The sequence below is a fragment of the Paenibacillus psychroresistens genome (genome assembly GCF_009728935.1).
Classification (GTDB): domain Bacteria; phylum Bacillota; class Bacilli; order Paenibacillales; family NBRC-103111; genus Paenibacillus_AC; species Paenibacillus_AC psychroresistens.
The window spans coordinates 2,813,934-2,833,643 of record NZ_CP034235.1 but is presented as its reverse complement, the minus strand read 5'-3'; the positions used below and the strand labels follow the sequence as shown (position 1 = coordinate 2,833,643).

Here is a 19,710-nt window from a genome sequence, read left to right as displayed (position 1 = left end):
TGATTAGGCACCTCCTTCATGTTCAATTGCAACTGCATGAGCAATACAAGGAATGCTTTCCCCTTGCTGAAACGTTAATGGTGATAAAAGTGCGCCTGTTGCCACAACGAGTATGCGCTTCAGCTCACCTTTTTGGATTTTTTTGACCAAATGTCCATAAGTTACTGTAGCTGAACAGCCAGCCCCGCTTCCACCAGCTTGCACATGTTGTTTCTCGCGATCATACATCATTAACCCACAATCATTATATTGAGCAGGGTCGATTTTCAAATTATGTTTAATAAATAAAGCTTGGATGATTTCACTTCCTACCCTTGCTAAATCACCTGTGACGATAAGATCATAATAAGATGGATCGCATTTAAAATCGCGAAAATGTCCTTCAATGGTATCTAAAGCTGCCGGCGCCATAGCTGCTCCCATATTAAAGGGATCCGTTATCCCCATATCAATGACTCGCCCCATCGTAGCACGTGTTATAACAGGCCCTTTACCTTGTTTGGCTACAATGGCTGCTCCCGCCCCTGTTACAGTGAATTGTGCTGTAGGCGGCTTCTGAGAGCCATATTCGGTGGGATAGCGAAATTGCTTCTCTACTGTACTATTATGGCTGCAGGTGCCTGCCATAACATAATCAGCACTCCCTGAATCTACCAAATTTGCTGCCAAAGCCAAGCCTTCCATTGAGGTCGAGCAAGCTCCAAATATACCAAGAAAAGGAATAGCTAAGGTTCGAGCAGCAAAGCTGTTGCTTATGATCTGGTTCATTAAATCTCCACCGATATAGAAATTCACTTTTTCTTTGGTAAGCTTTGCTTTTTTAATGGCGAGCTTAGCTGCTTCCTCCATCATAACCTTTTCCGATTTTTCCCAGGTTGATTCACCCATCGTGATATCTCCATGCACGATATCGAAATCCTCTGCAAGTGGCCCTTTGCCTTCGTCAGGACCTACAATAGCTGCCGTTGATAGAAGAACCGGGCGCTTCGTGAATTTCCAGCTTTGATGTCCTTGCAGCATTTCAATGCCCTCCTCCATGATAAATATAGCTAATAATCCCAATAACAAATGCGGCTACAGTGCCAAATACAATAACTCCTCCTGCTATTTTGAACATATTACCGCCAACCCCCAACACAATACCTTCACTTCGATGCTCAATAGCCGCTGACGACATGGAATTTGCGAAACCTGTAACAGGCACAGCCGAGCCTGCACCCGCCCATTGAGCAATACGGTCATATACACCAAAGCTGGTAAGGATAACGGATATTAAAATTAATGTTACTACAGTAGGATCACCTGCAGTTTGCTTGGTAAAGCCAAAAGCATGAATAAACATATAGCTCAAGCCCTGACCAATTAAACAAATGAATCCACCTACTAAAAATGCACGTAAACAATTTGTTATAACAGGTCGCTTGGGTTCAATTGTTTTGGCTAAGGCTTGGTACTCCTGCTGGGTTTTAGTTAGCTTTTTCTTGGTTTCATTTGACATAATATCCTCCCTTTTAACGCTCCAATAATGGCTCCAGCGTTTGTATTATTTTTCTGATTTTTGTGACTTGCTCGGCATACATTTTTCGTGCTGTTTTGCTTTTAGTGGCTAAACCAAAAAGCTTAAGATCTGCTTCACATTTCTTTAAAGTTGCCCTTAGTATCGTTCTATTCTGCAAGCGTGGTTTGTCTAATTGATCCTCATATAGATCGAGATATAGCTTTCCCTGAGCATCCAGCTGCCCTAAAAACACACTATTAATTGGTGTGTCTCGCTTATCAAGCTCTTTATTAAGCCATACTTTAGTAAACCCAATAATCGCTAATGGCTCCTCCATAATTTCACCATCATTAATAACTATCTGCGATTCGGGCTGTGCAACAACCTTAACACCCAAATCTTTAGGAGTAACCGGTTGATTTTCTTGTTTCACTAATACACTTAAATTACCGCTTGACTCTAATAGAGCAAACTCAACATCTGCCAAATTGAAGACATTTTTCTTGCGTAACGATTGCATTAATTCATCACCTGTAAACCGTTCTTTTTTCAAATTTGCCTCCAGCACTTTACCATCCTTTATCATGACAGTCCCTTCTCCTTCGACTAATTTTCGTAGAAAAATACTTTTCATTGTGATTATTTCAAACAAATAAGCAAATACAAACCAAGTCGCTAATGCGACAATGCCATGCAGATAATTGCCTTCAATGTCAGTTGACATAAACCCAGCAAGCTCACCTAATGTAATTCCAAAAATATACTCAAAAAAAGTTAGCTGTGATATTTGTTTTTTACCTAAAATACGCGCGATCACAAATAACATCACGATAGCCCCAACAGAACGAACAAATATTAAGCTCCAATCTGGCACTTCGATTCATCCTCTCTTTCGAAAGTACCTTAAAATTATTTGCTAATCCTTGTAAATGTATGAATTTATTTTTTTACATGCTTTTTAGAAATAAGGTGCATATTAGCTAGGGTAAGAAAATTAGGAGGGAAAACGATGACAGTCGCATCAGATGTAAAAACTTGCTTAGCCTCTTTAAAAAGTGCGCAAGCTAGTCTAGAACAATTTGCCTTAAGCACAGAAAATCAAGAAGCAAAAACCTTGTTTGAAAATGCTTCAGTCTCCGCTCAGCAAATCGTTGATTCTGTAAGTACTCGTGTAAGCCAGTTAGAGAATGAAGAACCGCAATACAAAGGTTTTTAAATTAAAGAACGCAAAAAAACAGCCGTCAACTTAGAAGTTGAGGCTGTTTTTTTGTTGCTGATAAAATTATAGGACTAATGAAAGAATGACCAATAAAATAAACAGTACAAGAACTAGAACCAAGCCTTGTCGTTGACTCATTTGCAGGTCTCCGATCTATAACTAAATAAAAACCTACTAGGTGGGATAGTCCTATAGTATGCATTAGTTTATATTTGCGACGAGACAGCAGCCTATTCTCGATACTTTTTTAAGAGAAGCTAGTCTATATTAAGAGTATGCGATTTCACCATCTATAAATAATCCTGAAAAATCAGATCCATCAGCATTGCGAATAGTTCCTTGGCCGTTCTGTTTGCCAGCCTTCCATTCTCCTGTATAAACGTCCCCATTTATCCAATAATAAATACCTTGCCCTTCGAATTCACCATTCACCAGATTCCCTTCATAGTGGTCCCCTTCAGCCCAATAATATTTGCCGTAACCATTTGGACTTCCTGCTTTCATTTCACCCTTGTAGACAGCTCCACCCTTATAGAAAAAAACACCTTGTCCTTCGAATTTCCCATCCTTATACTCTCCAGAATATACTAATTTATCATTGTCAAAATATTTACCCTGTCCCTCCTGCAAGCCATTTTTAATCCCACCTTCATACCAAGCTCCTTCCATAAAAAATATTTGCCCGTTAAGAGGTGTTGCTGTTGAGTAGCTTTGAGCTAATGCTAATTTCCAACTGGCTTCAAGATCCGCTAGTGAATGGTTTGTTATCTGATCTATCACTTTTGTGAAGTTGTCTGCTGTGTAGTAAATCTCATTAATATTCGTTTCTCCATATTGAGCAACAAGGTATCCGTAAAACGATTGAGCTTCTGCATAAATTAGCCCAACATCCGCTTCAAGCCATTTAGTAGAATCTGCTGCAATATCCGAGAAAGCAATTAACTTATTATCTTGCAGAGCTTTATACAATACTCTAGAACGCGCTAGATCATAGTAAGGCTGTGCTTGTTCAAAATAAGTGGCTGCCCCTTCCATAAACCAGGTTGGTGCTTCATAGAGAGAGGAATCAATAGAAGATAAAGTGATCGCATGAGTAAGCTCATGTCTAAAACTCATTAAGTCCTGATTATTGACGTGGGCAGCTTCTAATTTAATTTTCATGCTATCCGTTGCTGGTTCCCAAGCAGCAATGGACCATGGCGGAAGCTCCTTGATTGCTAAGTAATCGGTTTCATTATAGAAATAAACCGGTATTTGTTCAGGCATAGGATGGCCGAATTCTATTAATAATATCTCGTAAATTTCATCAAAATATTGCGATTGGATGATTATATCTTGCTCTCTCTCTTGATCATAATAGTAGATTCTGAAATGAACGGTATCAAAAGACTTCCAATTTCGACTTAACTCAGACAATGGAACCGTAAACATTGGAGTTGCTAGAGGTGGGTTTAAAGGTGCTTTAAGTAGAACTGCCTCTTCTATTTGAGGTATACCATTCGGACTTGTTACTGCTTCAATTGGAGCCGATTCGACAGCTTTTAGAGGCATTTGGAGCTTGGAGGTTTCAGGAGTTATCCTAGTCGTTTTAATAGCTACTGTATTCGTCGAAGGCCGCCAATTCACATAAGCTCCAAAAGCTTGACTAATGAAGCGAAGCGGAACCATCGTATGCCCATTGATGATTTGAGCACTCACATCGAGCAGCTGTGGGCGACTGTTCACATAGGCTGTTTTTTGACCGATTGTGATTACAACTTCTATATCATCTTTAGTTGCAGTTGCAGTGCGAGTCACTGCATTCCATTTAATCTCTGCACCTAATGCTTCAAAAATGGCACGCAACGGCACTAAGGTATGTCCCTTTTCAATTAGCGGCGACTGCTCATATTGCTGCTCTTTTCCATCAATCATTACGGAAATTGACTTGCTATCAACTGCTGCGAATGCGGAAGCAGCCAAGAATATCATCGACAATAGGAATAATAGAAAAACGAAGAGAGCTTTAGATGATAGTCTAGCTAACCGCCGGTTGAACATAGGTAATCCCCTTTTGTTGTAAAATGGTATGTAATCTAGCATATGTTTTATTGGCTTTATTTATTTGTATTAGCAAATGGAAGATCCCCGTAAACTTTCATAAACCTGTAAATTAATTCTTGCTCAACCTCTCGAGGATCCTCATCGTCTGGAACAGCTTTAAATACGATGAATAGATCTTTATGATCGGAAATTTGCCAGATATACCTGCCGCCCCAGTGCCCAACAGGTTTGCCATTCCCAAAATCCATGTATTGTTTAATTCTAGAACGTAGAGTTCCTTTTGATATACCTGACCCACATTGACCGATGTACAGTATTTCCGTATCCGGAATCCATTTTTTTGATAATACTTTAATAGATACGGTCGGATCTTGATTCTTAAAATGCCCTCCTACACTTTCCTCTAAGAAAACTACAGGTTCACTACTATCTCGAAGGATTATGTAAACACCTTTCTCTTTAGGGATAAGGTCGTACGCTTTATCAACTGAAAGTACCTGCAATGGGATAGGATCGCTAAAATCATGAGTTATATCGCTTGTTTTGTTGTTCATTATTATCACTGCCTCTCGAATCATATAATAACATACCGACTCTTACCAACAAAATTCTTAAAACCGATTGTCCATTTACCATAATCCCTTATCTTTGATAATTGAATACGAAGTTTGATCTTTCTCATCGTTTTCCCAGGTTCTTGTTACTTGTATCTCAGCATCATCATGCTATCAAGCTCTGTATTTCCTGAAGTCTTACTGTTTATTCGAGTTATTTCATAACTACTGCAAGCATTCATTACTAATGTAAACATGATAATAAAAACACCTAATTTTAGCCTCATTATAATCCTTTCAGAATCAGTTAGTAGTGAAATAGTCCAGCCATCTCTTCATAAAATGTTCAAGATAAACAATTCGACATAATATATGAATTCCCCCTTTCATTAAATCACGTTTCTGTACCTAAGATATCAATAAGCGTAATTTCATTCCCTTCTTTGTCAGTACTGATAGGATCATGCAGGCAATAGTGATGCTAGTTCGATTTCAAATATTATAGTACAATGAAGCAAGGAATTGGCTAGGAGGAACCTGTCTTGACTTGGAAATTGAATCATCGCAATGGTGAAATATATGATGCAGGATTCAGTTTATTGACCCGGGCTGATTTGCCACTTATAAGGAAAAGCGAAGGATGGTCTCGAGGGCTAAACTGGAGCGAATACTTTCAGAAAAATCATGAATATACCGCATATAAGTTACACATTATTGGTAATAATATTAATAATATTATTCAAGGATTAATTGCAATTGCCTTTAGAGAAGGATATGTTGAGCTCGAGCTTACTGAAAAAGCACCTCTTAATCGAAAACCATCGCAACAGTTTATAAATGCAGGGGAAGTTTTATTCGCCCAAGCCTGTCTATTTAGTTTAGAAAACGGTGGAGACGGCTATGTATTGCTGAAAGCAAAGACAGGATTAATGGAATATTACATAGATCACTATGGGATGGAAGTAGTTAACAGTAAACAACGATTGTTGGCTATTCCACCTCTTGAAGCCAAAAGGCTAATTGGGTTATACTATATATAGATAAGGGAGTTGATGCTCATGCGTAAGACAAAGCCTATAGTCGCCGGTAGGGTGTCAGTTATTGGTCGTCGTCCAGTTATTCGTCCACTAGATGATGGAATTATGACCGTTCCAATTGGGCCTGAACAAAGTGCAAGTGCTCATGCTGATATGAAAGACTTTATTAATCGTCGTAAGAAAAATGATCTGTTTTCCAGTAAATAACACTTTAATCAAGAACTCGCTAATGGTGAGTTCTTATATTTTTTTTATTTTTATCAATCTACTAGAAAGTAAATTCGCTTAACACCAACAAAAACAAAAAAAGCTGCCTAAGCAGCCATTGTCATTTATCGTTTCACTTTATAAAATTCATGATAAAGCTTCATTAATGCACGCTTCTCAATGCGTGAAACATAGGATCTCGAGATACCAAGCTCTTTAGCGATTTCTCGCTGTGTACGCTCATCTCCGCCATGCTCCAGACCAAACCTGCCGCGAATGACCTCTTGCTCTCGAGGATCTAGGATATCTAAATGATGATAAATTTTACTCTTTTCAATTTTTAGCTGGACCTTATCCGCAACATCATCCGCTTCTGTTCCTAAGATATCTATAAGCGTGATTTCATTCCCTTCTTTGTCAGTACCAATGGGGTCATGTAAGGAAACATCCTTACGTGATTTCTTGAGTGACCTGAGATGCATCAGAATCTCATTCTCAATACAACGGGCTGCAAAAGTCGCTAATTTCGTGCCTTTGTTGGGGGAGTAGCTTTCAATCGCCTTAATTAAACCAATGGTGCCAATCGAGATAAGGTCTTCTAAATCTTCACCTGTGTTGTCGAACTTCTTGACAATATGTGCCACTAGCCGCAAATTGTGCTCCACCAGTAGATTTCTTGAGACTTGATTTCCTTCCGCCATCAGCTGCAAATGCTTCGTTTCTTCTGCTTCCGTTAGTGGTTGAGGAAAAGCATTATTCTTCACATACGAAACCAACAACGATATTTCCTTGATGAATAAAGCGATTGCTGAGAAAAAACCAAGCATAGCCGCACACCCCCATGTTGTATTGTTAAAGTGTATGTGGGCTTAGGCACGGCTGTGCCTGTACGGTGAAAAGAAAAAGAAACCATGGCTACTATAAGCAATAGTTTCTTTAATGATTAGTATTACAAAGCAAAACCCTCAGTTCACAAATACCCGATACAATTTAAAATCCCTCACTGGATCTGCAAGGTCATTCAGCTGTATGCTCCTGATTATCCTTCCACTGCCGTCAGTAAGCTCAGCCTTGCCATCGCGGCCTACAGCGGCTTTACTAACCACTTTGCCATCGGCATCTTTTACGATAATCTTTCCACTTTTCACAAGCTCGAAGCTAAACCTCTCGCTATTGATTTGAATGAATCCACGCAGCTGAAAGCCAAGGTTTACCACTTTTTCAGCAAACACGGTAGTTGAGCCTGCCACAATTATACAGACCAGCATAATACCGAGAAAGGATGCTTTCTTGAACTGCATAATCGACTTTATTCTTTCTTCCGTGACATTTATACTAAAACTGCTATATAGCGGAGTGAATTTCATTTTCTTTTCTGCCATTGCAATTAAAGTTAGCGCATAATCGGACTTTGAATTCTCGCCGAATACCTGGATTACCCTCTCGTCACAAGCAATCTCCAAATCTCTATTCATGAAAATAAATAATAGCCACACCATTGGATTGTACCAATGACAAATCAGTGTAATAAACAGTAGAAGCTTCCATAGGGCATCAAAGCGTTTGATGTGGATCATTTCATGGGCAAGGATATATCGCATTTGCATTTCATTCCCTAAATCAATCATTTTGGGAAGAATGATTCTGGGCTTAAATATTCCGTAGGTAATCGGTGTTGCAATTTTATCTGAAACCAGAATTTTTACAGTGCGGCTTAGCTTTTGTTCACGTTGCCATTTCTCGATAAAGGCATTGCCTTTGATGGGCAGCGCCGTTTTCATTTCCCGACGGCATTGATAATAGGATATGGCAAAGATCAGAGCAAGCATTACCGCTCCAATGATCCATAATATCACTAGACTTTCTGCCCATAGAGGTTTATATCCTGCCGCCACATATTCTGTACCTCTATGTATCAGACCGCCGGTCTCCCAATTATCCTCTGCTACTCCGAACTTCAGTAAAAAGTCTGCACCTATACGGTTTATAAGCGTATAAATGCCATATGGGGAGGAAATAGAGAAAGGAAGGATCAACCGGAACAAGGCTATCATCCAAAGTGCGATGAACATAGTTCTTGGCAAATGGCTGCCGGCAATAGCTCGCAACGCAACAATTACAAGAATAAGGATTCCGGCGGAGACATTCATTTGCAGAAGGTTCATTATGCATCTCCTTACTTCAGCTTGCCAACGATCTGTTTTAGTTTGACAATCTGATCTTTAGTCAGATTTTTTTCATTGATAAAGGTTGCAAAAAACATCTCAAGAGAGCCATCAAAAATTTTATTAATAAAACCGGCTGTTTCTTGGGCTTGCACCTCTTCTCTGGAGATCAAGGCATTGCATGTGAAATTAGGTTCCGATCTGCCAATTGCCCCTTTATCGATGCACTTTTTGATGACAGTATAGGTGGTATTCCTATTCCAGCCCGTTTCATCCTTCAACATCAAGGCAAGCTGCCCTGCTGTCAATTCACCCTCTCTCCACAGCGCTTCCATCACTTTGAGCTCGGAATCGAATAGCTTGATTTTCATTAGCTCTCCTCCTTTGGTTCGTGAGCAGCTTGTAGATCAGCTTCATTTTTGTTTTTAAAAAGCTATTGGCTTGATCGGATCGGTATTTACCCTGCTCCATATAGTCCATAATTTCCATTACATGATCGGTAAGCTCACTGTCTTCAAGCCGGTTGGCGATTATATTCCTGGTATTGGCTTTAATACTTATCGAGTAAACATGTTTAATCATGCTGTTAAATTGATTATAGATCTCGGTCGGGTCATTTAAATGCATACATTCCTTATATAGTACCTGTAAGGTCTTATCATATTTTTTCCTATGTGAAAAGAACCAAATCCCAAACGCAGCTATCACTATTAACAGCACCACAATACCCAACCCGATATACAAATGAGCCTTTTTTAGGTGTAGCGTCAAGATACCCTCATTTTGCGAATTATAGCTTACCTGATTGATACTTACCGCTTCGACTGCCGCCGTTTCATTATTGCTCGCTGCTTGAGCCTGCGGAATCTCTCCACTGACTGTAATTGTCGTCCCGGGGATTTCAGCTTGCTCATAACTGCCTGTTTCCGGATTAAAATAGGAGATGTGGATAGGGTCGATCTTGATATCCCCGTTCACTTTTGGGACCAATATAATCTCAAATTCCTTCATGTTTATATATTGATTGTTTGCAATAGCTTCCTGCTTATTCTTTTCCGTTTGGAAAACCGAAAATCCGGGTAGTTCATCTTTGACAACTTCCTTCAAAATATCCAGATCACCATTACTGGTAGCTGTAACCTGCAGTGTTACGGAATCTCCATATTTGATAGTATTGGTGCTAATCTTCGAGTCCAGGCTCAGCTTTCCGACAATTCCCGAAAAATCAGCCGGTTGATTAGCCAATGGCAGCGGTTTTACTGTCAATTGCTTCGATTCGGTTTGCAGATAAACGGGCTTTGAAGAGTCAAAAAAGCTGCCGGAGCTGACATTCACCTGAAATTTATAGGCAGGAATGGTGTATGTTCCAGTTTTTATAGGTGTGAGCATGGATTGCTTCGCCTCATATTTGGCATGCTTTTTTCCATCTATCTCGATAATTTCCGACTTTAGTTGTTCTCTCGGGATATCTTTACTGATAAATCCATCCAGGCCGGGACTGTCCAAAAAACCAAAATTCTCGATATTATACCGTGTATAGAGCTCATAAGACAGCACAACCTTCTGCCCAAAATATACTTCCTCATCTGAAAGTAACGTTTTGACGTATACATCTTCCGCCTCACTATTTTCCGATGGCTTAGCCTCGCTGACATTGATTTGCAATACGTTGGTTTGATAATTCTTTCCATCATATTTAACGCTGCCTTGGAGAGTAAATGAGCCCGCTTTTTTCGGCATAATGCTGTAATTAACATCCTGCTCGTTGGTTTCAACGCCATTTGCAATCTGCGTAGCTGAAGATTCGCTTCTTGATAGAATGTCAAAGTTTTCGAGCCCGTTGACTTCTATGACCTCGGCGCCGTTGGCATCTACCATGGCAAGCTTTAGATTTGCAGCTACGCCTTTTTGCAGCGTTAAACTATCTATATCGATCCGAAACTGAGGAGTTTGGGCAGCTTGTACACTCGGTGATATTGAAAGCATATAGGCGGCTATGATGAATAGTGCTAACGCTACTTTAATACTTCGTATTCTACCAGTCATATGCTTCTCCCTTATCCTCATTTTTGATTTCCTGATTATTCTTCAGGCTGTCTTCTTCCTGTTTCTCCAGCATACCCATCACTTGTTCAAGCTCTTTATCGCTTAATCCAGACGGGGCTGAACTTTCTCCACCCGGGCTGGGACTACTCTGATCACCTTGTTCATCTTGTGAGGATTGCTGGCCGTCTTGCTTATCTGGCTGTTCAGATGGTGAGGGCTGTTGCCCGTCCTGACTTCCCGGTTGTCCAGATGGTGAGGGCTGCTGGCCGTCCTTATTAACCGGTTGTCCAGATGGTGAGGGCTGCTGGCCGTCCTGCTTGTCCTGATTTTCTTGCTGTTCATTATCTTTCTTCTCGTCATCGTTCTTATCGCTGTCCTGCTGATTTTCCTGCTCCTGCTGCTGAGATTCTGTTTTCTTCAAGACATATTCATAATTATATTTGAGCGCTACATTCTCGGGAAATTTAAGTATTCCTTGCTTGTATGTCTTTAAGGCTTGTTGATAGAATGGCAGCTTTTGCTTGGCATCCTCGGTGGCTTCACCCAATTTAAAGCTGGCATTACCTGAATTAAGATACTTGTTCAAATTTTCTGATGCTTCATTATATAATTGGATAGCCTGCTCATAGTTACCTGCTGAATATTGAATGTTTCCTTCATTAAAGGCCGCCTTTTTGCGGTCCTCATGATCAGTCAGCCCTGTAAAAGCCATGATTACTAGTAAAGCCAGCAGTATTCCCGAGCCAATAAACAGCTTCTTCATTAAACACGCCTCCTGTCAGGCAAAAGATAGGCAGCCAGGAACAACAGAATTCCCGCTCCCAGAAAATATTGATACAGCTGCTTATATCTGCCGATCTTTGTTGTAGCCGTGTCATCACGCTTCAAAGCCGAGATATCCCGCAGAAGCGGATTTATCTCATCGCCTGATACTGACGATTGATAGTAGTGGCCGGAAGCAGCCAATTTTTCCAGTGTCTCCGGCTGTAAGCTTGAAGTGATAGCCTTACCGGTATCATCTTTCTTATAATCAACTCGTCGTTCGCCCGTGGAATCATAAACCGGAATAAGGCCGCCTTTTTCCGAGCCGAGACCAACCGCATATATTTTCAAACGATCATCATTAATTTTCTTCAAGACATCTAGACTAGCCGAGCCATGCTCTTCCCCGTCACTTAGAATAATAACTACCCTGTCAGAACTGGATGTACGCTCAAAAGAACGATTGGCCAAATTGATTGCCGCCCCAATATCGGTACCACCGCCGCCAATCATCTGGGTATCCATAACGTCAAGATACATGCCGGCCATCTGATAATCGTCCGTCAATGGCATTTGCACGTAAGCAGACGATGAGAAGGGAATAAAACCAATTCGGTCTCCCTTCAAATTGCTGATCAGGCTCTCAATGATTTTCTTGGCTCGGCTGATCCGGTCCGGCTCGATATCTTGAACCAGCATGCTCGTGGACGTATCAATTAAAAAGTAGATATCCAGGCCTGTCTTGCTTACTTCCGTATTGCCCTTGAGAATTTGCGGCCCCATCAGCGAGAAAACCATAAAGACTAATGCCAGAACACTTAACACAATCCGCGTGAATTTGAAGCGCGTATTCGTACTCATTCTTAACATAGTCATGATGCGTGCTTTTTTGCGATAGGACAGCATGTATATAATCAAACCCAATACCGGCACTAAAACGTATAGTGTAAAAACTGTATTTTTAAATTCCATGTTAAACACTAAATTAGCTCTCCTCCGCCAAAAAAAATCTTAAGGAACCTGGATATAATAGTAGCGGTCCAGGAAAATGCCTGCCAGCAACAATATAAGGGCAATCTGGATTAACATAAAGGCCAGTTCGGTATACTGATGGAAATTATCCTGATTAAATTCGCTCTTCTCCAGCATGTTGATATTCGTGAATATTTGGGAGAGAGCTTTTGAATCCTTAGCGCGATAATACTGTCCGCCTGTTACATCTGCAGCTTTTTGCAATAAAGGCTCATTTAATCCGCCTTCGCTTTGCTGATACTGCGTTCCGCCAAAAGCATCCTGTACCGGGATAATCGTTTTATCTGTACCAACACCGATGGTATAAATTTTGACACCCATGTCTTTCGCGAGTTCACTGGCAGTATCCGGATTTATTGTTCCGGCGTTGTTATCTCCATCCGTTACAAGGATTAGAATTTTGGAGGCAGCTTCGCTCTTCTTTAACCTGTTTAGCCCTACAGAAATAGCCATTCCGATCGCAGTACCCTCTTCATTCACCGATTCACTGCTTACTTCCCCCAGTGATTCCTTAATGATGTTATGGTCAAGCGTTAAGGGGACTCTGGTATAGGCAGTTCCTGCAAAAACAATGAACGATAACCGGTCCTGCGGTCGCTCATCTACAAAATCCTGCAAGGTATGCCGGGCTACTTCCAGACGATTCGGTTCAAAATCCACGGATTGCATGGATCCGGATACATCTAGAACCAACGAAATATCAATCCCCTTCTGTTGAACGGGAGCGTCCTTTTCTGGCAATTGCGGCCTTGCCAATGCAGCTATCAAGAGAATAAGACCTGCTAGAATGATATATTTGCCTATCTTATGTTTAATCGTCTTCCTTAACCCCGCACTCTTCAGCAGCTGAACACTGGAGAATTTCAGAGCATGCTTCTTTTTCCCTATGAAAATAGTAAAGATATAAATAAGCACCGGTATGCATAACAAGAAATACCAGTTTGTAAACTGGATCATAGTTCACTCCCCTTGTGCTCATTAATTCTCCCGACCAGATCTACCAGGTGACCATGTAAGTGTTGTTTGGCCCCCTCGAATGCGACAACACCACTAAACTTCAAGCGGTTGCTTTCCTCTAGCCAATCTCTGATTTCCTGCGCGCTTTCCTGCAAGCCTGGCATTAGACTGATTTCATCGATGATTTCTGAAGAAGTCTTGCCTCTAATCATGCATGAGTATGCAGCTTCAATATAGGTCTTAAAGTAAAATGTCATTTTCACAAAATACTGATCGTCATCTTCGGACATACCCTTCATTTGATTAATAAAATGCTGGAAGGGGGTTATTAAAGCTTTGTTCTTCTTGCGATAATACCTGCGGAAATAATAAATCCCGCCGCTTAACAGGAAAATTAGCAGGAGTGCATAAATCGCATACTGCCAGTTCAATTGGAAGCCTGGCTTTTCCGGCGTCAAATCCCCTTCGAATATACCATCTCTCTGGATTTCATCCAGCGTAGACTTAATGGTAATGGCGATTTCCTTATTTCCGAGCCTTACTTTCTTCTCACTGGGTTCAAAGCTGCGCAGCGTGAGGAGATAAACTCCTTTATCCTCTGTCAAATGCACGATTTCGAAATCCTTAAACTTATCGATTATTGCATCCTTGGAAAATTCCTGCGTCGAAATCTTTAGTTCAATTAAGTCTCCGACATAAATGCTGCGTGCCTCTGCTTGTACCTGTCCGGCTAAAGGCATAAAAAACAGAGTTAAAAAGAGTATAATAAGCGTGATTTTTGCTTTTTTCATCGCTGAATCCTTCTTCTGAAAAATTGTTCTAAAGGCCTGACATAGTCTTCATCCGTATATATATTCACCAGGTTATAGCCGGTTGTAGTCGGTTTACCGCTTAGCTTGTGTGCATTCTTAATGTTATCCAATATGACGGTTTCTCCGGTTTCAAGATCTTCAAAGGTAAAGATGGCTCCGGCCGGAATGAATTCCTCTGCCTTGTCCACAACACGCAGCATGACCAAGTCGTGCTTTGTTGCAATAACCTTCATATCCTTCTGATAGCCTTCGTCAAGAAAATCGGATATTAAAAAAACGATGCTTCTTTTCTTCTCGATCCTATTAAAATACTGCAGAACATTTGCAAGATTCGTACCATTAGATTCCGGCTCGCAGCTCAGAATATTCTCGATAATCGACAGAATGTGCTTCCTGCCATTTTTTGATGGGATGAACTTTTCAACCTTATCCGTAAAAAAAATCACACCGACCCTGTCATTGTTTTTGTTTGCCGAGAAAGCAAGTGTCGCACCCAGCTCTGCAATTAAAGTCTTCTTGTTGCCAAAGCTGTTGGAACGGGACATATCTATGAGCAGAAACATATTCAATTCCCGTTCTTCACTAAACTGTTTAACCGAAACTTTATTATGGCGTGCAGTCACATTCCAGTCGATATTCCTTACATCGTCACCAGGATAATACTGTCTAATGCTTTCAAATTCCATGCCTTTTCCCCTAAACCCTGAACGGTATTCGCCGGAAAAAATCTCTTCAACCAATCTTTTCGATTTTATCTCAATCTGCCTGATTTTCTTGACCATTTCGCTGGAAAGCATTGGTGCCTCTTCCTTTCATGCTCGTCTATTGGGTCATGGTAAATTGACTTGCTCGAGGATCGCAGCGATGACATCTTCCGAAGTCATATTATCGGCTTCCGCTTCATAAGAGAGAATAATTCTGTGACGTAATACATCATAAGCCAAAGCTTTAATATCATCGGGTACGACATAATTGCGGCCATCAATAAACGCCTTGCCTTTTGCTGCTTTTATCAGGTTAATCGAGGCGCGGGGTGAAGCTCCGCAAACGATATGAGCCGATGCTTCCCTGGTTTTGAATACAATATCGAGTACATACTCTTCTATATTGCTATCCACGTAGACCTTGTCAATTTGCGTCCGCATCTCCAGAATGTCCGCACGTGATAAAATTTCATTTACTTCAGGTTCACTGGAATCTTCTCTTGTAAAGCGTCCGATAATTTCTCTTTCTTCCGCTTTATTGGGATATTCGATCTTTAATTTCAACATAAAGCGGTCCTGTTGCGCTTCAGGAAGCGGATATGTACCTTGCTGCTCAAGCGGATTCTGCGTTGCGATTACGAGGAAAGGTTTTTCTAACGGATAGGTTGTATCACCGATAGTCACTTGCCTTTCCTGCATGGCTTCAAGCAGTGCGGACTGCACCTTGGCAGGTGCGCGGTTTATCTCATCCGCTATGATGAAATTACTGAAAATCGGGCCTTTTTTAATCACAAATTCTCCCGTATTGGGTTTATATATCTCTGTTCCGAGAATGTCTGCAGGCAATAGATCAGGTGTGAATTGGATCCGCTTGAAATCAACTCCGATTACCTTGGCAATTGTATTGGCAACCAACGACTTGGCTAATCCCGGAACACCCTCCAGTAGAATATGCCCTCCGGTCAGAAGGCCGATCAGGATGCGATCCACCATATACTCCTGGCCAATAATGACTTTACTGATCTCTTTTTTTAATACGGCAATTCTATTAAATGATGCAATCTTATTCTCTTCTTGAATGAAGCTTGTACTTTCCATCTGCTCGGTCCCTCTTTCTCAGTATGACTATTACAATAGTTAATAACATTAATTTGATTTTATCCCAGTCGTCACTCCCTTGTCAATGCCACCTAAACGCCGCAGCCACTGATCACTCCGATGAAATGGATGTCAACAAAATGTTGCAATTAAATTTGATCACTGATAAGCTATACGAGGTCATTAAGATTATGAAACGGTTGAAAGCTCCAATTCTTACAGAAGATAAAATTCCAATGAGTTATAAATTTAACAAAAGATAACCAGCAAAGATTAAATAATCAGGAGGCAAATAAAATGGAAATTTCGAAAACTTACGTTGATTACTATCTCGACAGATTCAGTCATTTATTAACAAGAGAAGAACCGAAGCCTGGGGCTACACAAGAAGAAATTGCAAAAATAGAACAAAAACAACTAAACGATGATACAATATTTATTCAAGAACTGAACGGTTTTCTGTACAGAGACCAAGGTGTTGGTAAAGACATTAAAACCGCAGTCATCACAGCCATAAAAGCCATATCGACCAGAACAGAGGCTGAAATAGTAAGTCTTTTAAAACGTTCACCTCAATTTGCAGACAAATTCAATTAATCAAAAGAGATGCGAATATTCGCATCTCTTTTTTGATTAGACTAAATCATTATTTATCATCTCCGAGTTGTAATCCTTCAAATACTTAAATCAGGGAGAATTATTAATATGCTAGAAAAACTAATTTTAACCGCCGTTATGCTGGTTATACTAAGTTCATGCAATGTTTTACCGCAAGAAAGCAGCCCTGCCTCGCCTACTAAAATAGAAGTTGAAGAAACAACTCCTCAACCTGTAAAGGAAACCAAACCAACCGAATCTGTAAAGCCATTAGTCGATGCCAGGAAACTGCTCATTATTAAATCCGAAGCCGAAAAATATTTACGGAGCATTAATTTTAATGGCGCAGTGCTTGTGGTGAATAACGATTCCATCCTCTTGGAGGAAGGCTTTGGAATGGCGGATATAAAGCTTGAAAAAGCCAATACATCCACGACGCAATTTCGTATCGCTTCCTTAACCAAACAATTTACGGCGGCAGCTATTTTGCAGCTTGAAGAAGCCGGCTCACTCTCCACTAACGATAAATTGCTAGCCTATTTCCCTGACTATAAGAAATGGGGAGACATTACAATCCATCAATTGTTATCCCAAACATCCGGAATTGCCCGTGAGACCCAAGATGTCGTAAAAACTCCAGTAGATGATATACTCCGATTAAATGCACAACGCCCCCTTACGGCAAGCGGTGGTTTTCAGTACAGCAACATTAATTATATTTTGCTTGGCCGAATTATTGAACAAGTTTCAAAACTGACTTATGAGGAATACATGAATCGTAATATTTTCGGGGCGATTTCCATGGCGAACAGCGGGGTGGCATCTACAACAAACAAAATGATGGATTATGCTTCAGGTGAGGGAAAGAGCAAGACGGATTTTGCATCAGCTGTAAACTATGAAGGTGCTGGATCTATCTATTCGACTGTTTTGGATTTATATCACTGGAATGAAGCTCTGAATAACCATCTTGTCATTTCACAAGAATCTACCGACAAAATGTTCACCTCTTACTCCAACAGCAGTTACGGTTACGGTTGGTATCTTAATAAAAAAGTTGCCTATCACCTGGGAAATATCAATGGATATGGAGCCATTATAACAAGAAGCTTATCTGATCATTCTGTTATTATTGTTTTAAGCAATAATGAGCTTAGGAGAGCACAAACCGTTCCGATCAGCAATAAGCTGGCTAGGTTGATGGAAAACAGTGAAATGGTAATTACCTAATCAAAAAGGACGATATTCCAGATAGTCAAATGACTTCCGGTATCGCCTTTTTGCGTTTAAACTCTTCTAAGACCAGTAACATCGACATTCTCAATCCGAATGCCATGTGGTAACGCTGCCTCTTTCAAAGCATCATACATGTACAACACCTACATGATGCTGCGGAACGATTTTGAATGTTGAAACAATCACTCCGATACCCATAACTAAAATTGCAATTGCAACCAACACATACAATATTGAATTCTCTATTAATCCTCCTTTTTAATCTGAATCCATTTATCCCCTAGCCATGTCTCGATTTTATACCAATCATTCCATTGTTCAATCTTATGAACGACCTGAGGAGTAATGATTCCTGCACTAGCTGAGTCATCCTTAAAAGGAATGTCGTACATATTGGTATATTCATTAAGAATAATATCTTCTGAAATCGTATCTGTTTCTCCAACTATAACTTTTTTACTATAGATCCAGTGGTCACCTGTTGAGGTATGGATATGGAACCAATGCTCCCCGCTTTTTTCAAAGGCCATTACCTTTTGCGGTTCCATTGATTTATAGGTCACACCCGTAACATCATTATATAAAGGTGTATTTTCAAACGTTGTTACATTTAGAGCTACTTTAGTCACCGGATTCTTAGCTTTCCATAACTTGTAGCCTTCGTTGGCTAGATATAGTCCTACTGCTTTATTTTGTCCCCATATACCTCCAAATGATGATAAAGGTAACTCATCTTCCCCTAGTTTTCTGCCAATCTCAGCAGTAAAACCAGGTTTATTAAATTCTTGGATGAACCAATCCGTATACCCTCCGCCTGAAGGGCTGGCTACATCAGGTACTAGCGAATACCCTGTTAAATAGGTAAGAGTTAATGCCATTTTCTTATCCCGATTCAAATTTTCAGCCTTCGTATGGAAATTCCAATATAATATTTCCCCAGCTGAGTGATAGGCTAGCGCTATTTCGGGCTTAATCTCTTTAGTAAAATTAACAAGGGTCTTGGCTTCAGCTGTCTGAACGGGGGCAATACCTTTATAATTTTTCCAGTTGGGTCTATAGCTAATAGCGGTAATATGCTCCCAGTCGGCATCATATTGACGGTTTGGATCAATTCCTTCTGCATTTGCTTTCCACTTGCTAAAGTCATCAGATCCTCCATTCATTTGAATTAACTTCGCACGAATATTTGTTGGAAAAGCTTTAGCCCCTTTTTGCTGAAGGGTAACTCCATCTGGATTAACCATTGGAACAAACCATATCGATGTTTTATTAAGCAGCTCTTGGACATTAAACTCTAAAATCTTTTTTTTATTAACAAAAGCTTGTGCGTACTGATCTATCATATTCATCGTGAGTGTAGTAGTTAACCATTCTCTTGCATGATGTGATGCATTAATAAATACCGCTGGTGTCCCTTTCCCTAATTTAACCGCCCAAATTTGACGCCCATAAAGAGTCGTTCCAATGGACTTATAAGTAATTAAATCGGGGTAGGCTGCAGCTAATCGAACGATATCTTTAGTCATAATCTCATAGGTATATACTTGATTAGGATTGATAATATTACTTGTTTCCGCTGAAGACTCCTCATGAAGATTTAATAGAATGAAAGATAAACATAGAATTACTAAGACTAATTTCTTATACATTATGTATCCGCCTCTGCTGAAAATATCATTAAACTAATAAACTTCAAAACTCTTATTTCCATAGGGAGCAATAATAGGAACCTTCCAGTTAAAT

Annotated in this window: 21 protein-coding genes; 5 read left to right on the top strand and 16 right to left on the bottom strand. The window is 40.3% G+C overall.

The window, feature by feature from the left end:
• Nucleotides 1–3 precede the first annotated feature (3 nt).
• The 3 genes from spoVAD to EHS13_RS12685 are packed head-to-tail and all read right to left on the bottom strand — an operon-like array spanning nt 4 to nt 2,372.
• The gene (gene spoVAD / locus EHS13_RS12695; protein ID WP_155700704.1) at nt 4–1,020 is read right to left on the bottom strand and encodes a stage V sporulation protein AD; all 1,017 of its coding nucleotides are present in this window, start codon (nt 1,018–1,020) and stop codon (nt 4–6) included.
• A 1-nt stretch (nt 1,021) separates the two neighbouring features.
• Nucleotides 1,022–1,498 (bottom strand): stage V sporulation protein AC, encoded by a 477-nt coding sequence (gene spoVAC, locus EHS13_RS12690; protein WP_155700703.1) that lies wholly within the window; start codon nt 1,496–1,498, stop codon nt 1,022–1,024.
• A 13-nt stretch (nt 1,499–1,511) separates the two neighbouring features.
• Entirely contained in the window at nt 1,512–2,372 is an 861-nt protein-coding gene (locus EHS13_RS12685) for a DUF421 domain-containing protein (protein ID WP_227013916.1), read from the bottom strand.
• A gap of 135 nt (nt 2,373–2,507) precedes the next feature.
• On the opposite strand from EHS13_RS12685, the gene EHS13_RS12680 reads away from it, so the two are divergent.
• Nucleotides 2,508–2,714: a DUF1657 domain-containing protein gene (locus EHS13_RS12680; protein ID WP_155700702.1), complete on the top strand. Its 207-nt coding sequence runs from the start codon at nt 2,508–2,510 to the stop codon at nt 2,712–2,714.
• Between the two features lie 270 nt (nt 2,715–2,984).
• On the opposite strand, the gene EHS13_RS12675 is transcribed toward EHS13_RS12680, so the two are convergent.
• Nucleotides 2,985–4,757 carry a stalk domain-containing protein gene (locus EHS13_RS12675; RefSeq protein ID WP_162463090.1) on the bottom strand — a complete coding sequence of 591 codons (1,773 nt, stop codon included), beginning with the start codon at nt 4,755–4,757 and terminating at the stop codon, nt 2,985–2,987.
• 56 nt (nt 4,758–4,813) lie between these two features.
• Nucleotides 4,814–5,314 (bottom strand): hypothetical protein, encoded by a 501-nt coding sequence (locus tag EHS13_RS12670; RefSeq protein WP_155700700.1) that lies wholly within the window; start codon nt 5,312–5,314, stop codon nt 4,814–4,816.
• Nucleotides 5,315–5,856: 542 nt separating this feature from the next.
• Between EHS13_RS12670 and EHS13_RS12660 the strand changes: the two genes are divergently transcribed.
• Nucleotides 5,857–6,354, top strand: coding sequence for a hypothetical protein (locus EHS13_RS12660; protein WP_155700699.1), 498 nt, complete (start codon nt 5,857–5,859; stop codon nt 6,352–6,354).
• Nucleotides 6,355–6,372: 18 nt separating this feature from the next.
• On the top strand, nt 6,373–6,558 hold the full coding sequence (locus tag EHS13_RS12655; protein WP_155700698.1) for a hypothetical protein: 186 nt from the start codon (nt 6,373–6,375) through the stop codon (nt 6,556–6,558).
• Between the two features lie 125 nt (nt 6,559–6,683).
• On the opposite strand, the gene sigK is transcribed toward EHS13_RS12655, so the two are convergent.
• From sigK to EHS13_RS12605, 10 genes are all read right to left on the bottom strand, one after another.
• The gene (gene sigK, locus EHS13_RS12650; RefSeq protein ID WP_155700697.1) at nt 6,684–7,385 is read right to left on the bottom strand and encodes an RNA polymerase sporulation sigma factor SigK; all 702 of its coding nucleotides are present in this window, start codon (nt 7,383–7,385) and stop codon (nt 6,684–6,686) included.
• A gap of 138 nt (nt 7,386–7,523) precedes the next feature.
• On the bottom strand, nt 7,524–8,723 hold the full coding sequence (locus EHS13_RS12645; protein WP_155700696.1) for a M56 family metallopeptidase: 1,200 nt from the start codon (nt 8,721–8,723) through the stop codon (nt 7,524–7,526).
• Between the two features lie 11 nt (nt 8,724–8,734).
• Nucleotides 8,735–9,094, bottom strand: coding sequence for a BlaI/MecI/CopY family transcriptional regulator (locus tag EHS13_RS12640; RefSeq protein WP_155700695.1), 360 nt, complete (start codon nt 9,092–9,094; stop codon nt 8,735–8,737).
• A complete protein-coding gene (locus tag EHS13_RS12635; RefSeq protein ID WP_155700694.1) occupies nt 9,033–10,769 on the bottom strand; it encodes a BatD family protein in 1,737 nt (578 codons plus the stop codon). Before EHS13_RS12635 ends, EHS13_RS12640 begins: the two co-directional genes overlap by 62 nt.
• Nucleotides 10,759–11,532 (bottom strand): tetratricopeptide repeat protein, encoded by a 774-nt coding sequence (locus tag EHS13_RS12630; RefSeq protein ID WP_155700693.1) that lies wholly within the window; start codon nt 11,530–11,532, stop codon nt 10,759–10,761. Before EHS13_RS12630 ends, EHS13_RS12635 begins: the two co-directional genes overlap by 11 nt.
• A complete protein-coding gene (locus EHS13_RS12625; protein ID WP_155705328.1) occupies nt 11,532–12,503 on the bottom strand; it encodes a VWA domain-containing protein in 972 nt (323 codons plus the stop codon). The genes EHS13_RS12630 and EHS13_RS12625 overlap by 1 nt, the downstream gene beginning before the upstream one ends.
• Before the next feature lie 39 nt (nt 12,504–12,542).
• Complete coding sequence (locus EHS13_RS12620; protein ID WP_227013915.1) at nt 12,543–13,520, bottom strand: VWA domain-containing protein; 978 nt, start codon at nt 13,518–13,520, stop codon at nt 12,543–12,545.
• Nucleotides 13,517–14,311 carry a hypothetical protein gene (locus EHS13_RS12615; RefSeq protein ID WP_155700692.1) on the bottom strand — a complete coding sequence of 265 codons (795 nt, stop codon included), beginning with the start codon at nt 14,309–14,311 and terminating at the stop codon, nt 13,517–13,519. The genes EHS13_RS12620 and EHS13_RS12615 overlap by 4 nt, the downstream gene beginning before the upstream one ends.
• The gene (locus EHS13_RS12610) at nt 14,308–15,129 is read right to left on the bottom strand and encodes a DUF58 domain-containing protein (protein ID WP_155700691.1); all 822 of its coding nucleotides are present in this window, start codon (nt 15,127–15,129) and stop codon (nt 14,308–14,310) included. The genes EHS13_RS12615 and EHS13_RS12610 overlap by 4 nt, the downstream gene beginning before the upstream one ends.
• Before the next feature lie 33 nt (nt 15,130–15,162).
• The gene (locus EHS13_RS12605) at nt 15,163–16,134 is read right to left on the bottom strand and encodes an AAA family ATPase (protein WP_155700690.1); all 972 of its coding nucleotides are present in this window, start codon (nt 16,132–16,134) and stop codon (nt 15,163–15,165) included.
• Nucleotides 16,135–16,431: 297 nt separating this feature from the next.
• Here EHS13_RS12605 and EHS13_RS12600 point away from each other — a divergent pair, with 297 nt between their 5' ends.
• Together EHS13_RS12600 and EHS13_RS12595 are read left to right on the top strand one after the other, a co-directional pair.
• Nucleotides 16,432–16,731, top strand: a complete 300-nt coding sequence (locus EHS13_RS12600) for a hypothetical protein (protein WP_155700689.1) — start codon at nt 16,432–16,434, stop codon at nt 16,729–16,731.
• Between the two features lie 108 nt (nt 16,732–16,839).
• Nucleotides 16,840–17,961, top strand: coding sequence for a serine hydrolase domain-containing protein (locus EHS13_RS12595; protein ID WP_155700688.1), 1,122 nt, complete (start codon nt 16,840–16,842; stop codon nt 17,959–17,961).
• A gap of 251 nt (nt 17,962–18,212) precedes the next feature.
• Here the strand turns inward: EHS13_RS12595 and EHS13_RS12590 are convergent, their stop codons facing one another.
• Nucleotides 18,213–19,616 (bottom strand): M14 family metallopeptidase, encoded by a 1,404-nt coding sequence (locus EHS13_RS12590; RefSeq protein WP_155700687.1) that lies wholly within the window; start codon nt 19,614–19,616, stop codon nt 18,213–18,215.
• Nucleotides 19,617–19,710 lie beyond the last annotated feature (94 nt).

Bases quoted from the DNA above. Each gene is read 5' to 3' on its own strand.
- EHS13_RS12645 (WP_155700696.1), bottom strand. From the start codon at position 8,723: ATGAACCTTCTGCAAATGAATGTCTCCGCCGGAATCCTTATTCTTGTA.
- EHS13_RS12620 (WP_227013915.1), bottom strand. From the start codon at position 13,520: ATGATCCAGTTTACAAACTGGTATTTCTTGTTATGCATACCGGTGCTT.
- spoVAC (WP_155700703.1), bottom strand. From the start codon at position 1,498: ATGTCAAATGAAACCAAGAAAAAGCTAACTAAAACCCAGCAGGAGTAC.
- EHS13_RS12615 (WP_155700692.1), bottom strand. From the start codon at position 14,311: ATGAAAAAAGCAAAAATCACGCTTATTATACTCTTTTTAACTCTGTTT.
- EHS13_RS12675 (WP_162463090.1), bottom strand. From the start codon at position 4,757: ATGTTCAACCGGCGGTTAGCTAGACTATCATCTAAAGCTCTCTTCGTT.
- EHS13_RS12630 (WP_155700693.1), bottom strand. From the start codon at position 11,532: ATGAAGAAGCTGTTTATTGGCTCGGGAATACTGCTGGCTTTACTAGTA.
- sigK (WP_155700697.1), bottom strand. From the start codon at position 7,385: ATGCTTGGTTTTTTCTCAGCAATCGCTTTATTCATCAAGGAAATATCG.
- EHS13_RS12625 (WP_155705328.1), bottom strand. From the start codon at position 12,503: ATGGAATTTAAAAATACAGTTTTTACACTATACGTTTTAGTGCCGGTA.
- spoVAD (WP_155700704.1), bottom strand. From the start codon at position 1,020: ATGCTGCAAGGACATCAAAGCTGGAAATTCACGAAGCGCCCGGTTCTT.
- EHS13_RS12635 (WP_155700694.1), bottom strand. From the start codon at position 10,769: ATGACTGGTAGAATACGAAGTATTAAAGTAGCGTTAGCACTATTCATC.
- EHS13_RS12640 (WP_155700695.1), bottom strand. From the start codon at position 9,094: ATGAAAATCAAGCTATTCGATTCCGAGCTCAAAGTGATGGAAGCGCTG.
- EHS13_RS12600 (WP_155700689.1), top strand. From the start codon at position 16,432: ATGGAAATTTCGAAAACTTACGTTGATTACTATCTCGACAGATTCAGT.
- EHS13_RS12595 (WP_155700688.1), top strand. From the start codon at position 16,840: ATGCTAGAAAAACTAATTTTAACCGCCGTTATGCTGGTTATACTAAGT.
- EHS13_RS12655 (WP_155700698.1), top strand. From the start codon at position 6,373: ATGCGTAAGACAAAGCCTATAGTCGCCGGTAGGGTGTCAGTTATTGGT.
- EHS13_RS12590 (WP_155700687.1), bottom strand. From the start codon at position 19,616: ATGTATAAGAAATTAGTCTTAGTAATTCTATGTTTATCTTTCATTCTA.
- EHS13_RS12610 (WP_155700691.1), bottom strand. From the start codon at position 15,129: ATGCTTTCCAGCGAAATGGTCAAGAAAATCAGGCAGATTGAGATAAAA.
- EHS13_RS12605 (WP_155700690.1), bottom strand. From the start codon at position 16,134: ATGGAAAGTACAAGCTTCATTCAAGAAGAGAATAAGATTGCATCATTT.
- EHS13_RS12680 (WP_155700702.1), top strand. From the start codon at position 2,508: ATGACAGTCGCATCAGATGTAAAAACTTGCTTAGCCTCTTTAAAAAGT.
- EHS13_RS12670 (WP_155700700.1), bottom strand. From the start codon at position 5,314: ATGAACAACAAAACAAGCGATATAACTCATGATTTTAGCGATCCTATC.